This window comes from Treponema sp., from assembly GCF_017430385.1.
Classification (GTDB): domain Bacteria; phylum Spirochaetota; class Spirochaetia; order Treponematales; family Treponemataceae; genus Treponema_D.
Map to the genome: position 1 here is coordinate 1 of NZ_JAFRNB010000034.1, position 15783 is coordinate 15783.

11 protein-coding genes and 1 pseudogene are annotated in these 15783 nt (G+C 44.6%); 5 read left to right on the plus strand and 7 right to left on the minus strand.

Features of this window, described 5'->3' with window-relative positions; all coding sequences use genetic code 11:
* From IJJ71_RS02435 to IJJ71_RS02445, 3 genes and pseudogenes are all read left to right on the plus strand, one after another.
* Positions 1–329 (plus strand): annotated as a pseudogene (locus tag IJJ71_RS02435) (acyl-ACP thioesterase domain-containing protein); the annotation flags it as partial.
* Positions 330–406: 77 nt separating this feature from the next.
* Positions 407–901, plus strand: a complete 495-nt coding sequence (locus tag IJJ71_RS02440) for a hypothetical protein (protein ID WP_296845125.1) — start codon at positions 407–409, stop codon at positions 899–901.
* Positions 902–904: 3 nt separating this feature from the next.
* The gene (locus tag IJJ71_RS02445; protein WP_296845126.1) at positions 905–3469 is read left to right on the plus strand and encodes an ATP-binding protein; all 2565 of its coding nucleotides are present in this window, start codon (positions 905–907) and stop codon (positions 3467–3469) included.
* Between the two features lie 98 nt (positions 3470–3567).
* Here the strand turns inward: IJJ71_RS02445 and efp are convergent, their stop codons facing one another.
* Positions 3568–4137, minus strand: a complete 570-nt coding sequence (gene efp, locus IJJ71_RS02450) for an elongation factor P (RefSeq protein WP_296845127.1) — start codon at positions 4135–4137, stop codon at positions 3568–3570.
* 219 nt (positions 4138–4356) lie between these two features.
* Complete coding sequence (locus IJJ71_RS02455) at positions 4357–5664, minus strand: ATP-binding protein (RefSeq protein WP_296845128.1); 1308 nt, start codon at positions 5662–5664, stop codon at positions 4357–4359.
* Positions 5665–5810: 146 nt separating this feature from the next.
* Between IJJ71_RS02455 and uvrB the strand changes: the two genes are divergently transcribed.
* On the plus strand, positions 5811–7808 hold the full coding sequence (uvrB, locus tag IJJ71_RS02460; protein ID WP_296845129.1) for an excinuclease ABC subunit UvrB: 1998 nt from the start codon (positions 5811–5813) through the stop codon (positions 7806–7808).
* A 308-nt stretch (positions 7809–8116) separates the two neighbouring features.
* Here the strand turns inward: uvrB and IJJ71_RS02465 are convergent, their stop codons facing one another.
* The 4 genes from IJJ71_RS02465 to IJJ71_RS02480 form a co-directional block, all read right to left on the minus strand.
* A complete protein-coding gene (locus tag IJJ71_RS02465; RefSeq protein WP_296845130.1) occupies positions 8117–9397 on the minus strand; it encodes a hypothetical protein in 1281 nt (426 codons plus the stop codon).
* A 455-nt stretch (positions 9398–9852) separates the two neighbouring features.
* Complete coding sequence (locus IJJ71_RS02470) at positions 9853–10782, minus strand: ABC transporter substrate-binding protein (protein WP_296845131.1); 930 nt, start codon at positions 10780–10782, stop codon at positions 9853–9855.
* Between the two features lie 165 nt (positions 10783–10947).
* Entirely contained in the window at positions 10948–12477 is a 1530-nt protein-coding gene (locus IJJ71_RS02475) for a hypothetical protein (RefSeq protein ID WP_296845132.1), read from the minus strand.
* A gap of 201 nt (positions 12478–12678) precedes the next feature.
* Complete coding sequence (locus IJJ71_RS02480; RefSeq protein ID WP_296845133.1) at positions 12679–14202, minus strand: monomeric [FeFe] hydrogenase; 1524 nt, start codon at positions 14200–14202, stop codon at positions 12679–12681.
* 71 nt (positions 14203–14273) lie between these two features.
* Here IJJ71_RS02480 and IJJ71_RS02485 point away from each other — a divergent pair, with 71 nt between their 5' ends.
* Positions 14274–15035: a 5-formyltetrahydrofolate cyclo-ligase gene (locus IJJ71_RS02485; RefSeq protein WP_296845134.1), complete on the plus strand. Its 762-nt coding sequence runs from the start codon at positions 14274–14276 to the stop codon at positions 15033–15035.
* Here the strand turns inward: IJJ71_RS02485 and IJJ71_RS02490 are convergent.
* Entirely contained in the window at positions 15013–15567 is a 555-nt protein-coding gene (locus tag IJJ71_RS02490; protein ID WP_296845135.1) for a hypothetical protein, read from the minus strand. The genes IJJ71_RS02485 and IJJ71_RS02490 overlap by 23 nt on opposite strands.
* Between the last annotated feature and the right edge of the window lie 216 nt (positions 15568–15783).

Consider the following 15783-nt stretch of genomic DNA (forward strand, 5'->3'; position numbering starts at 1 on the left):
CACAGAAAGAACATGACTGCCTCAAATACGGCAAAATCCAGATTCCAGAAGATTTGGAAAAATGGGATGAAAGAACCATAAAATACTCGGACATCGACGGAAACAATCATGTCAACAACGCGCGCTACGGTGCCTTTGTAGCCGACTCAATTCCGGAAGATTTACGACAGGCCGTTTTCACTGACTTCCGGCTCAACTATGCCAAGGAAGCAAAACTCGGCCAGAAGCTTGAAATTTTCGGCAATCGGAATGAGAGCGAAAAGAAGCTCACTTTCGTCGGCAAAACAGAAGACGGCGTTTCTTTCGAGTCTGAGCTTTTCTATAAATAAAACAGGCAACTTGCCAAAAGATAACATTTTATAAATTTTTCACGACAAATGCGGATTTATGTCTTATAATTGTATGTATGAACAAAAGAAAGCGTTCAGTTATCTTTTTTGTTTTATCATTGATGCTCATCTCGCCTGGCTGTGCAAAGGCAAAAAGAGTCGTATCATCAGGTTCATCGGGCAACCGTCAGAAGCCCCCGCAAAAACTCCGCTCATACAACGGCCTAAGGTTTTCGCCAACACATGATCCTTTTCAGGTCGTGCTGATTGAATCAACAAAGACTACCGTTGCCGTCACATTCAATATCCCGGTAAATCACCTGTCTCTCAACCAAAAAAACATCCTGATAAATGGCGAGCCGCTGACAAGAGCAAACAAAATCAGGTTCAACAAGACAGGAAATCTCATCGAAATCAATACAGAGCTGAGCGTCGGAACAAGATTCACGGTTGAATTCACCGATTTAGAGTCTTATGACGGCGAAAAACTCACCGTAACGAAATTCAATTCACTTTTACCCTGGACTTCAACAGAGTACCCTTCCATAAAGACCGAAGAAAATGAGGAGTAACAAATGAAATCTCTTGCACAAAGAATCGCCCTTCAATTTTCTTTTCTCCTTGCATTGCTCGAAATTGCCCTTGCAGCACATTTCATCATTGTAATCGGAAGAAATTCACGCACGGCAAAAGAAAAAGAAATCGACGAGTCCTTCACCAAGATAATTTTTTCAATCAAGAGCAACTCTTCCCTTTTCGTTGCCGAACGGGATCTTCCTTACTACATAATTTACACAGTCTATGATGCTGATACAAAAAGCCTCATAGCGTCAAATGCTCCGTACATTCCTATTCTTCCTGAAACGAACGGTGTGGCAAAGGAATACGAAGAAAAAGATTTTTTTACTGACGGAGACCTAAAGCTTATTTACGCGACCGAGAGAGTCCAGATTGCCGCAGACAATTACATAATTCAGATTTCAAATTCCATAGACAGAGATGAGATGGCAAATCTCTTTAAATTCCTTACCCCTCGCCCGCTTGCCATAGGAATCATTCCGCTCCTGTTAATCTCATACCTCACTTCATTTTTAATAGCGAAACGCACGCTGAAGCCAATCGTCAGGATGACAAAGGCCGCGGCAAGCATCTCCAGCTCGAATCTTGACGCACTCCTTGCGGTCGGTTCAAAGCACGATGAGCTTGATTCCCTCGCGCACACTTTCAACGAACTTTTCAGGCGGCTAAAGCAGGACTTTATCGCAGTCAATTCGGCAAATCAGGCAAAAACAAGCTTTTTGAGCAACATGAGCCACGAAATCCGAACGCCTATCAACGCAGTTCTTGGACTGGACGAAATGATTATCCGCGAAAGCACGGAGCCGCAGATTCAGACTTATGCCCGCGATATTCAGTCCAGCGGCAAATCACTTCTTTCTATTGTAAACGATATCCTTGACTTCTCAAAAATTGAGGCCGGCAAACTGGACATCATTCCTGTTGATTATGACCTTGCCTCAACAATCGTGGATTTGGAAAACATGATTTCAACAAGGGCGCAAAAGAAGGGGCTGGATTTCATCATCAACATCGACAAGACAATGCCTCACCACCTTCACGGAGACGAAATCCGAATCAAGCAGTGTATTCTCAACATCCTCACGAACGCGGTCAAATACACACCGAAAGGCTCAGTCACCATGAACATAGGATTTGAGAGAGCCGGGGACGATAAAATCAATCTTTGGGCGCAGGTCGTAGACACAGGAATCGGAATCAAGCAGGAAGACATCAAAAAACTTTTCGATCCGTTTGAGAGAATCGAGGAAAGACGGAACAGGACTATCGAAGGAACTGGTTTGGGCATGAACATCGTCAAGAATCTTTTGCAGGCGATGGGTTCAAAGCTTGAAGTAAGGAGCGTGTACGGCAAAGGAAGCGATTTCTCTTTCAAAGTCGAGCAGGAAGTCCTTGACTGGGACAATATCGGCGAATATGAGGAAATGAAGGAAAAGCTTGAAGCAGAAACCGCAGCTTACAAAGAAAGTTTCCAGGCCCCGGATGCGAAAATCCTTGTTGTCGATGACACGCCGCTCAACCTCACCGTCATCAGAGGACTTTTAAGCAGCACAAGGATTCATGTTGATACAGCCGAAAGCGGATTCGATGCGCTCAAAATGGCCAGGGAAAAGAAATACGACATGATTCTGGTTGACCACAGAATGCCGAAAATGGACGGAATCGAAATGCTCCATGTCCTTCGAGGCGATGAAAGCAGCAGGAACCGATACAGCACCTGCATTGCTCTCACGGCGAATGCAATCTCCGGAGCAAAAGAAATGTATATCGAGGCAGGATTTGATGACTATCTTTCAAAACCTGTTGAAGCAAGCAAGCTCGAGGAAATGCTGGCCCGCTACCTTCCCCGTGAAAAAATCCTCCACTCAGGACAGGAAGGATTCATCGAAAAGAAATCGGGCGGCTGGAACGGAGTAGAACGGCGAAATCCGCCTGTAAACAGTAAGGGCGCACGTGAAGCAATCGGCATCTGGAAGAAGATTTTTGACCTTGATATTGTAAATGGAATTCATAACTGCGCTTCAGGTGAAATATTTTTAAGCGCAATTAAAAATTTTTATGATTCAATCGATGAAAAATCCGACCTTATTGAGCAATACAAGAACGCAGAAAACTGGAATGACTACACGGTTCTGGTTCACGCACTCAAAAGCAGCGCAAGGCTCATCGGTGCCATGGAACTTTCAGAACAGGCGGCTTTTTTGGAAAAATGCGGTGATGAAGCTAAATTGGGCGACAAAGATGCAGTTTCCATCATAAACGAAAAAACACCACCGCTTATCACACTTTACAAGAGCTACAGTCAGAAACTTGCCTCACTTTTGGGGATTCCGGCTGCCCCGCAAGAAGATAGTCGCCCCCAAATTGAGCAGGCAAAACTCAATGATGCCCTTTCTGCATTAAAAGAAGTCGTAAGTGTATTTGATTTTGACAGTGCGGACTCAATCATGGCAGAACTGGAAAAATATTCCATGCCAAAAGATTTTGAAGAAAAGTACAAGAAAATAAAAAAAGCAGTGCAATCCGTTGATCACACTGCCATTATGCAATTATTGGGATAATTCCTTCCCGCAAGGATGCGGGAACAATGCCAAAGAATTTTTCGGTAGAAAAATTCTCGTACGAATCCAAAAATCCATGGATGGATTTTTGGTTCGAATTAGTCCTTTGCGCGCTCTACGAATGAACCGTCGCGTGTATCGATTACGATGCGGTCATCTGTGTTACAGAACAATGGAACTTTAACTTCCATACCTGTGTCGAGGGTAGCAGGTTTTGTTGATTTTCCTGATGTATCACCCTTAACGCCTGGCTCACAGTATGTGATTGTGCGAGTTACCTGGATTGGCAAGCGAACACCAACCGGCTTCTCGTTGTAGTATGTGATTTTTACTTCGTAGTCATCATCCGGAGAGATGTAGCCGGCGTTGTCGCCGAGGTAGTCCTTCTCCAAAGTGATGTCATCGTATGTTTCCTGATCCATGAAGTGATAGTCGTTTCCATCGATGTAAGAAAGTTTTACATTCTTTTCAACAAGCTCAACTTCCTCAAATTTTTCACCAGCATCGAGACCCAAATCCTGAGTTCCGCCTGTTACGATGTTAGCAACACGGAGTTTTGTAACCATGCCCTGGCGGCCAGACTTCTGACCGAGCATCTTCTGAACGATGAGTGGTGCACCTTCATACATGAAAGCTGTTCCGACTTTGATTTCGTTTGTCATCAACATAATATGTTACCTCAAAAAATAGAATAATGTTTAATGATTTATTCTAATGTATTTCCGAGAGATATTCAACAGTTGGGCAGGAGGGGCGAAGAGGTCCCTCAAAACAAATCCCGGTTTTAGATTTTTGGACCTCATAAGACAGATTAATAAGTAAAAACTTAGTTAAAGGGGTAATATTCGGAATTATATGAAATAATATCCCCTTAACTTGCATTTATCTCAAGATTTGAATACAATATTCAATTTGTTTATTCTATCAGCCAGATACAGCGGGACATTTATCATATCTTCCTGTTCTTTGTATTCCAGCTGTGAAAGTCTTATTGCAAGTTCGGGCTGTTGTTCTCTGCGGTAGCGTTTAAAACTTGCAGATGTTACATTTCCGCCTGACTTGCATTCAACTGGAATTATCTGCATTTCATTCTGTAAAAGAAAATCTACTTCGTAATTTTGAGCAGGGGAATAATAATGAATGTCGTTTTCAAGATTTGCATGAAACTGCTGCAAACAATAATTTTCTGTAAGAGCACCTTTGAACTGAAAATCAGAATCCAGGACAATCTGTTTATTCTCAACCTGAGCTGCACATTTTGCCAACCCGACATCAAAAAAGAAAAGCTTGAAACTTGAAAAATCTTCAAACGCTTTTAATGGGTGCTCTGACTTTTTTACATCATAAATCCGAAGAACAAGGCCTGCGCTTACAAGCCATTCAATCGCCACTTCAAATTCACGCGCACGGGCACCTTGTTTTACACAGCCATAAATAAATTTTTCATTTTCTTTTGAAAGTTGAGTCACAAGACTTTTGAAGACCAGAAGAATACGCCCTGCATCAATTTTTTTATTATGTTTTGCAATATCATTTTCATACAAAGAAAGAAGTTCTTTTTGAATCTGCAAAACAGTTCCAGAATTTTGCTCTTCTGCCCAGCTTGCTACACATTCAGGAAGTCCTCCCACGATCAGATAGTCATGATACTGTTCTATAAGTTTTGTATGCTGAATTGAGATGATTTCATGAGGCGGTGTTTCTTCAAGATATTTTAAAAGCGGTGGATTTACGGCTCCCAAAAATTCTTCAAAATCCATTGGATAAACATCAAGAAGATTTACTTTTCCGACCGGATAGCTCATTGGCTCTGCCAACAATGTTCCTAAAAGACTTCCTGCGGCAACCACATGATATTCATTGGCATCTTCACAAAAATATTTTAGAGAATTAAGCGCATCCGGACATTCCTGAATTTCATCAAAAATTATCAGATGCTTTTCTTTTTCAATTTTATCATTTTTAATTGCCCCCAAAAGAGAAACTATTCTGTATGGATCTTTATTCGTGGCAAAAATCTTTGCAAGTTCGGCATCTTTTTCAAAAGAAAAATAAAAGTTTTTTTCGTAATTCTGCCTGCCAAATTCTTTCATAAGCCAGGTTTTTCCAACCTGGCGGGCACCCTTCAATATCAGAGGTTTTCTTCTGGAAGAGGCTTTCCATTCTGCAAGTTTTACAAATGCTTTCCTGTACATACTTGGATATTATAGAATTTTTACACAAAATTAAAGCATTTTTATGACATTTTTACACATTTTTATTGCTTTTTACACTGATTTTTACACATTTTTATACAAGATTAAACCGTGACTTCCCCCTTCGTACATGCTATACTGTCCTCATGCGTAAATTCCAAGTCGTAAGCCCATACCAGCCTTCGGGCGATCAGGGGCAGGCAATCGAAAAACTTTCTGCGGGGTTCCTGAAGGGCGACCGTTTTCAGACTCTCAAAGGCGTTACCGGCTCAGGCAAGACCTTCACGATGGCAAAGATTATCGAGAAGGTTCAGAGGCCCACTCTCATTATCAGCCACAACAAGACCCTTTCGGCACAGCTTTACCGCGAGTTCAAGTCATTTTTCCCGAACAATGCCGTTGAATATTTTGTCTCTTATTACGACTACTACCAGCCAGAAGCTTATGTTCCTGCGCGCGATTTATATATCGAAAAAGATGCCGATGTAAACGACGAGATTGACAAGCTCCGCCTTGCCGCCACTTATTCTTTGATGGAACGCCGGGATGTAATCGTCGTGGCAACCGTGAGCTGCATTTACGGTTTGGGTATGCCGGATTTGTACAAGGATATGCGCGTTCACATCGAAAAGGGCGATATCCTGGATTTACGAAAATTCGAGCGGGACCTGGCTTCGATTCAATATCAGCGCAACGACATGGTTCTGGACAGGGGCAATTTCCGTGTGCGCGGGGATGTTATCGAAGTCTATCCGCCTTACATGGAGACCGACACAGCCTACAGAATCGAGCTTGATTTTGACGAGATTGCGAGCATCAAACGATTCAATGTTCTGAACCGTGCCACCGAAGAAGAGCTGGACGAATTGCAGCTTTACCCGGCAAAGCACTTCGTTGTTCCGCATGACGCGCTTGTTTCTGCCACGGAGCGGATTCAAAAAGAACTTGAAGAGCGTGTCGAGACTTTGCAGGCAGCGGGCAAAATGATCGAAGCAGAACGACTCAAAACCCGAACGACTTATGACATCGAGATGATGAAGGAAATGGGTTACTGCTCAGGAATCGAAAATTACTCAGGTCCTATTTCCGGCCGAAAAACTGGCGAGCCGCCCGCAACCCTTCTCCACTACTTCCCGGATGATTTTTTGTGTCTTATTGATGAGGCCCATGTCACGGTTCCGCAGATTGGAGCGATGTACGAGGGAGACCGAAGCCGAAAGCAGAACCTTGTTGATTTTGGATTCCGCCTGCCTAGTGCCCTTGATAACCGCCCGCTTAAATCCGATGAATTCTGGAAGAAGATTAACCAGGTGATTTATGTCACGGCCACCCCCCGCCCAGAAGAAATCAAGCAGAGTACTCAGATTGTCGAGCAGATTATCCGTCCGACGGGTCTTTTGGATCCGCTTATCGATATACGGCCGAGCGAAGGTCAGATGGAAGACATTTATAAGGAAGTAAAAGCACGGATCGAAAAAGGCGAGCGAAGTCTGATTCTTACTCTGACCAAAAAGATGGCTGAAGATTTGACGGACTATCTTCTGGGGCTAAATCTCAAAGTAAAATACATTCACTCCGAAATCGATACTTTTGAGCGCGTGGAGATTCTAAAGTCGCTCAGAACGGGCGAAATCGATGTTCTGATTGGAATCAACCTCCTGAGAGAGGGAATTGACCTGCCTGAAGTCAGCTTTATCGCAATCCTTGACGCGGACAAAATCGGATTTTTGCGCTCGACCACGAGTTTGATTCAGATTGTAGGTCGTGCCGCCCGAAACGAGAACGGCATGGTCGTCATGTACGCCGACAACATCACTCCCGCAATCAAAGAAACTGTCGGCGAGACAAAGCGAAGGCGGGAAATCCAGCAGAAATACAACGAGGAGCACGGAATCACACCGCATACGGTCTCGAAAGCCGTGCAGGACATTCTCGTTCGTCAGCAGCAGGATGCCGAAGAAAACGCCGAGCTTGAACTTGGGCTTTTGAAGAAAACTGCAAATCTCTTCGACCCCAAGCAGCGAAAGAAAGTCATCGACGCGCTAAAAAAAGAAATGAGCGACTATGCGGATAGGCTCGAATACGAACAGGCAGCCGCAATCCGAGACCAAATCGAAGAAATCAACAGAACCTACGAAAAGTAGAAAAATCAAAGCGCCCTACAGGATGTAGGGTAAAAGCAAAGAGAGAAAATTCTGTTTGCCGCAAGGTGAACAGAATTTTCTCGTGCGAACCGAAAATCCAAGGAGGGATTTTTCGGTTCGGAGAGTACGAAGAAGCGGCCGCCGTGCGTGACCAGATTTTGGAAATTGAGCGTACTTATGGAAAAGGAAAATAGCCAAAAAATATAAAATCCCCGCATGAAATCGTAAGAACATGCGGGGAAAGGAGGTGCTGGAAAATCTGAAAAACTCATCTCCGAAAAACAGAATACAGATTTAATTTGTGATGCTTACTGCTGTTTCGTAAGCTCGTATAGATCAGGACCGCCGTGCGCAACAACAGGGTTCACCATAACGACGGATTTTCCCTTCAAATCAGCCACCTGAGATGGAACCTCTGTGAATGTGACTGTCAATTTGCTGTCAAATTCTGAAAGGACATAAGTCATAGCCAAGTTATCAACGCTTTCTTCTTGCTGAGAACTGTTAGAAGAATATTTTCCGCCCGAACAAGTGATAGTCTTAGCGTTTTTGTTCCAATCGACTGTGCTATACGACACAATAGAAACTGTTTCTCCATAAGACATATAGATAAAGCAGATGTTTCCCAAATACATATCGCCGAGTGAGACAGTTGAATCGTAAACCGCACTCAATACCGAACCAGTCTCGCTAAAAACTGAATCTAAATCAATTTTACCAGCCAAAATGAGACTGTTTCCGTCAAGCGTGTAAACATATTCCACAGCATCAAGAAAATAACTCTCACTTTCCTGTAGGTTAAAGTCTATTACTTTTGATTCATATTCCATTTTGGTCAAATACTCAGTATAAACTTTTTTATACTCATCTTTAGAATATTCTTTCCAAGTGAATTCTGATGCCTTATGATTTGAAGTTGAAGAGTAATTGGCCTGCTCCTCTTTCACGACCTCGACATATTTGTCAATATCAGTCGGAAACCACATTCCCCTTACGGTAGCGGAAATAGTCCGTGTTGAAGTGTCAGCCGTATACAAGTATGTTATTTTGCGATAACCGCCCACTCCGTCCTTGCAAATCGTCTCCTTATAGAATGTGCCGTCTGAATTGAAAGTGAACTGGTCATAGTGCGGCATTTTAGCCTCATTTTTTTCTTCTTCTTGAACAAAAACGCCCGCAAGTGGTGCAGAGCCAGAAGATTTTTTGACAACGATTCCAGTACCGCTCGCCGTGAGAGTGCCTGTTTCCATTGTGACTGAAGTTGATGTTATGCTCACGGAGAATGTTCCGTTCGTGCCGTCAGAAGCCTTGTGAACCGTGCTCGTGAAAATGTAATCGCCCACTGCGACCGCCCTGGCAGAAGCAAGAACCCAAGTTCCCCTATCAGTGTCGCTGTCGCCCGTCATAGTATAGTTGCCGTCGCTCATAATGTTGAGCGTCGTGTAATTCGCTCCTGCAAGCGAAAACGAGCCTGTGTAAGTTGTTTTTGAAGGGGAATCATCATCGTCATCGTCTCCGCTGCACGAAGCGAACGAAAACGCCATCAAAATTGCGGCAAGAAGTGCCTGAAGTTTGAAAAGTTTTTTCATGGGTAAACTCCTTTGTCTGAAAATCAGACGAATTATATTTACCCCCCCCCCGTATAGTATACAGAGAGGGATATTTCCAAAACTTTGATTTTTTGCAAAGGCTGGATGAATGAAGTTACTCTGAATATAACTTGAAAAATTTCATCTGTCAAGGATTTTTTACGCTCAACGACGAGTTTGATTCAGATTGTCGGACGAGCCACGCGAAACGAAAACGGCATGGTCGTCATGTACGCCGACAACATCACGACCGCAATCAAAGAGACCGTCTCCGAAACCCGCCACAGTGCGAGACCAAATAGAAGAAACAAATCGCACCTATGGCGGAAAAAAATAAACCACAGATTACACAGATAGGATTTTTCATCTGTGACATCTGTGTAATACGGCACTTCGTGTCGTTTGCATGAGAAGAAATTATTGACACACCGCTCGCGCGGTTAGCGCATCTGTGGTTAAAAATAAAATTCTTCTGTTGGGATTTCGCGCTTTAAAATCGTGAGGTATTTTTCGATGTCGGATTTTGCTGATTTTCCGTCGCGCCATGTAAGCGCCGCGTTCGGGATTGCCGCGCTCGTGACCGCCTGAGAAAGCCCCAGCCCGTGTTTTTCTGCGAGCAAGGCGGCTTTGCTCGGATTTTTGTTCGTCCAGTTCAGCGCATTTTTGTACACATCGGAAAATCGCCGAATCAAATCGCGGTTTTCTCTCGCAAAATCCGCTCGCACCACCAAAAACATGGCAGGATAGGTGCTGAAATCCTCGCTTTCACTGTAGATTTTTTGCACTGACTCAGCACGGCGAATTTCTTTTGCATTTAAAAGCGCCACAGTCGCATACGGCTCAGACAAAAGCGCGAAAGATTCTTCGCCCAAAATCAGTTTGTTCGCGATATTCGCCTGCGGAACGGAAAAATCAAGCGCAACGGAAGACGCGCCCTGAGCGACCGGAATGCCTTTTTTTAAAAGAAGATGCTCAAAGACTTTCGCCGCAGAATCATTCGCTGAGCACAAAACGCGCTTTCCGCGCACATCTTCCAATGCAGTCACATTTTCTTCGCGCGAGAGAAGCACAGCGTTTCCATTTTGAACCACGCCCACGCACACCAACGCACCCTTCCCCGCCGTAAAGACTTTTGCCGCGTCCTCTGCCGTAAGAAAGCCCGCATCAAGCTCGCCGCGGAGCAGTTTTGGAAGCTCAGACTGGGCGGAGTCAAAAATCTGAAAATTCATGTTCTGCACGGCGAGTTTTTCTTTGTTTTCGATTAAATATGCGCACGGCGCACAGGAAATGCCTTTGAGCACGCCGAGCCGAATCGAAGGAGACTGGGCAAACAGTGCACACGAAGCGCAGAGAATGACTATTTTGCAAAGGATTTTTCGTATCACACACATTTTTACGCACAGCAAGTATAGCGCATTTTAGCGAAAAACAAAAATCCCCCCGCGTGAAAAATCGTACAAATCACACGAGGGGAAACGCTTGTACTGAAAAACACTCCCGAAATTCACGAAAGAAATTGCCACAAGAAGGCAGATTACACCGTTACCGCCCTATTTCAGCGTATAAGTGAATTTGTATGTTTTTGCTTCGCTACCGTCCACGCAATACTGAGCCACTTCTTCCGTTGGCGTGACGGTGAGTTCAAGTTGAAGTGCGCCCGTGCCAATGTCTGTTGCATCAAGGTAAGTGGCACTACCCGACTGATTTTCAACCGGCTTTCCGTTGAGTGTCCAATTACAGACATTTGAATACGGAACAAGAGCAGTTTCTCCATTTGTATAAGAATAGGTTGAAGGATAGAATCTGTCATAAAACGATTCGCTAGCGGCAGAGCCACCTTTTTGAGTGAGCGAAACCCCTTTAGAAACAAAAGTCGTGCCGTTCTCATCAGTCCGAGAGTCAGAGTGAAAACTCAACTCGCAGTCGCTAAAATCTGGCAGGGCGAATTTGATGTTTACCCAGCAAGAAGAAGTTTCGCTGTTGTATCTTTGGAACATGAAAGTCTTTGCGCCGAGGAATTTGTTCGCGTCTGTGATGTCGCTGTCAGAAAGGTAGTTTTCAATGTCACCTTCGACTTCGTTTCCGTTCCAGTTTTCTTTGATTTTGAAGTTGTCTTTCGACACGCTCCCCGCAAGTTCGTAGTCTTCTCCCGTAGAATTGGTATAGGAAACGCTGGCAATCGAGAAAGTTGAGCCGTGGGTGAATTTGGTGACATCAGAGAAAAGATATTTTTCTGTTCCCTGCGGCGTTTTGTAGGCAATCGCCCAACCGGCATAAAAATCAGTCGTGCGGTTTGAAACATCAATGGATTCAGACGGATAATCATAGCGGTTCGTGTCTTCATACATGAAGCCCGTTGCCTGAGAAGCAGAAGTGTTTCCATATTCCGTGTCAACAGGGGTAAATGTGTAGTCCTCTCCTTTATAATCGTCTGAACTGGGAGAGGCGAGATATTTTTGGAATTCAGCGGATACATCGTCTGGAGCTTTTTCCGAGACAAAGTAGTAGAGCGCAGGACAAATTTCGCCCGTCACCAGTTGATACACGAGCGGTGTGACAAGCGTTCCGTACAATTTGACCGTGCCACTCGATTTGAAATACTGACTCTTTGTTGTTCTTGAAAAATAGGGAACGGTCGCGTTTTTGAGCGTGACCGAGACATGGTTTTCCCCAGAAGCCATATCAACTTCCGTGCTCCCTGCATAAATCGGATAGTTTCGCGGAGCAATGTTGGATTCGTGATGATGCTCAGAATTGTAAACCCAAACATAGGCGAGCGACACATCGAGTTTTACATGCGAGTCGACTGGAATTTTGTCGATAGAGAGCGAAACTGATTCAAGGTTCGCAAGTTCCTGCTCGGTGAGCTTGTGACTGGCCTCTGCAGCGTAATCGCCTGAAAGAATAGCCGTAAGACGGAAAGAGACATCGCCGGCGTATGCAACCTCATCTTTTTCAGAGTCATAAGTGATTGCGCTCCGCCCTGAAAGGACATTCTGAATGATTTTTGAATCAAACTGAATCTTGATTGAGCCGTCATTTTCGGACTCAGATGAGAAAGAAGAGCAGGAATTAAACAAAACGAGGAGGAAGACTAGTAACAGTACCCCCCCCCCGTATAAAGAATTTAGATTTCATAGTTTCTCCTTGCAGTATTTTTGCCACGCAAGATGCGGAACTTGCATTAAGTGTAATGCAGAAAAATCAATAAGACAAGGAAAATCCGCTCTTTTTCTCTCACAATCCCCCTTTTCAATTACTCATTACTCATTCCTAACTGCTCATTTCTCATTCCGAATCACTTCGTCCATGTCGCATTTCGGCGGGATTCCGTCTACAAGCTCTTTTGAGCCTGCGTTTGCGTACATGTTGAGCAATGCAGTACCGGCTTTCGGGTTCATGATGACAGAAGGACCTGCGATACAGCCGCCCTCGCACGCCATGACTTCGATGAGGTTCGGGCAGTCAGGCGGTGTCGGAATCGTTCCCGCGTTGATTTTGCCGTAATTCTGCAAGGCTTTGATTCCCGCTTTGTCGAGACCGTTGATGACGACCGGACGCAAAATCGAATCGTCCTTGAGACGGATTTTTACGCTCTCGGCAACGCCACCGGTCTTAGCGAAGTTTCGTGCTGAGACAGTCGGGTTGTATTTGCCTGGTTTTGCTTCCATTTTAGAAACATCAATTTCTTTTGCTGCCAAAAGCGCGCTGACTTCCTCGACAGAAAGAACATAGTCAACAAGCTCGTTGTCGTAGCCTTCGCGTTTTTTTGCAAGACAAGGGCCAACGAAAACTGTGATACAGTCAGGATCAGCTTTTTTGGCAAGCTCGGCAGTGTAAATCATCGGAGATTTTGTCTCTGAGACACAATTTTTAAGCTCTGGCGCGTGAATCTGAACGGCACGGACATAAGCCGGACAACAGCTCGTCGTCATCATTTTGTCACCGCGTTCCATTCGCTCGGCAAACTCTGCGGCCTCACGGTCAGCAGTGATGTCAGCACCGATTGCAACTTCCCAAACACGGCTGAAACCGGCCTTGAGCAAAGCACTTTCAAGCTGGCCGACTTTTGCGCCCTTGAACTGTGCGCCGATTGCAGGAGCATACATTGCGACGACCTTCTTGGCGTTCATGATGTGCTTGATAACATCGACGAGCTGAGATTTTTCCATTACGGCACCGAACGGACAGCTGCTCATACATTTTCCGCAGAAAATACATTTGTCGTAATCAATCTGCTCGTGGCCAGTCTCTTCGTTGCGGGTGATTGCTCCAACCGGGCAAGCCTCTTCACAAGGAATAGGGATTTTTACGATTGCGTGATACGGACAGTTCTGTGCGCAGAGACCACATTTGATACATTTTTCTGGGTCGATGTGTGCGCGGTGGTCGTAGATTTCGATAGCCTGTTTCGGACAGTTGACCTTACAAGGGCGTGCAAGACAAGCCTGACATGCGTTTGTCGGAACGAACTGAGTTTTTACACAGCCGTTACAAGCATCGTTGATGAAAGTGAGGATTGGCCATGTCGGTTTTTCGCGGTTCAAAGCCTCTTTTGCGAAGTCAGAAAGGCGTTTGTCCTCATCAAGGTCCTCGACAGAGAATCCCATGCGGGCAATTACGCGCTCCCTTACGATTTCGCGGTCATGATAAACACAACAGCGGATTGAAGGGCTGTTTTTCGGAACCATTTCTTTTGGAATAAAGTGAACGCCCTCATCGAGCTTTCCTTCCAGCTGCAATTTTGCGATTTTAACAAGAATTTCCTGTTTGCGAAGCGCAGCATTGTTGTTGATATTAAGCATTGTGTACCTCTTTTTTTTGTGTGAATTGACATTTCCTTTCAATTTTATCACACATTCGTTAAAATTGCATTATGATTTTGAATTTAAAAAAAGATTTGCGCAAGAAAATGAAGGAGATTCAAAAATCTTACCTTGAAAAACTCTCTTGCAGGGAAAGGCATTCGCTCGCCGAAAACCTGTGCGAAAAAGTTACTGCGCTGGATGAATATAAAAAAGCTGATTTGATTCTGGCCTATATCCCCGATAAGCTTGAAGCCGACTGCATTCCGGTCATTTTGGACGCGCTTGAAAAAGGAAAAAAAGTCGCCGTCCCCAAAGTTGATTTTGAAGAATTGAAAAACGGCCGTAGCAGGATGGATTTTTATTTTTTAGACGGAAAAAAGCCTCTTGAAGAGCAGCTTGAGACAGGAGCGTTTGGAATCCGCGAGCCGAAAGCCGGGCTGCAAAAGTTTGGGGATTTTAAGGGGCAAAGCCCCTTAGGAGAAGGGGTAGCGGACAAACCGACAAAGCGGAGAGAATTGGCACTGCTTGCAGGGACAATTCGCGAAGCGACTCGGGATGGGAGCGAGGGGGAGACTTCCCCCTTTGTATTAGTTCCCGGAGTTGCATTCACAAAAGACGGAAAAAGGCTCGGTCACGGCAAGGGATTTTATGACATTTATATAGAAGAAATGCGGAAAGGCGGAGCGGAACCGTTTTTGTGCGGAACCGCTCTCCCCTGCCAGATTGTTGACGAGATTCCTACTGATGAGCACGATGTTCTGATGGACAAAACTATTATTTGTATCTTAAACAAGCGTAAAAGCGAACTCACTCCCTTTCGCCGTCTCTAAGCCGCCACATCGCATTGTTCCACTGCGAATCCGGGTGCAAAATCTCAAATTTGCGGTGCGCCAGTTGCGGGTCAAATCCCCAGCTCGTCGAATACTGGTAGTAGATTTCTGATTGGTAGTCGATGTCGTAGCTGATTTTTCCCAAATTCACAACGCCATCTATCACACGGAAATCAGCATCCTCACCGAATTCATTTTCAAATTTCCAGTCATGACCGTTCACCGGCACTTTTGCGCTGATTTTGTACAGCTGATAGTGCCCTTTCGGAAGTGACGCACTCATTATTTCGCCTTCATCGTTCGCCGCGAGCCTGTACACTTTGCCGGTGCTGGTATTTTTCACCTTGACGATGATATTTTTTTCTGTCTCAAAGTTTTCAGGAATTCCGTAATTGTTGCTCCGCCAGTTGAATACGGTTTTCACATTTCCATACAAGAACGCGGTCGTTTTTTCGGACGGTTCTGGAACTGACGCACAAGAAAACAGCAGAAATGCCGAAGCCAAAAGAAGCAAGAATGATTTTATTTTCATAAACCCTCCAAAACGATTTGTGTTAGACTATAGTAATGAAAGCAACTATCCAAGTCAACTCCACTTGCTAATTGCTACAGGGCATCCGCATCAAAAGCACTCTGCAATTGAATTCTTAACAAGTATTGTATTTAAAGATTAGGCGAGATGATAAAATAACTTCGGGTAGTAAAAATGACATTGAAGGAAACATTCGAAGAAATCACGGACGACAGA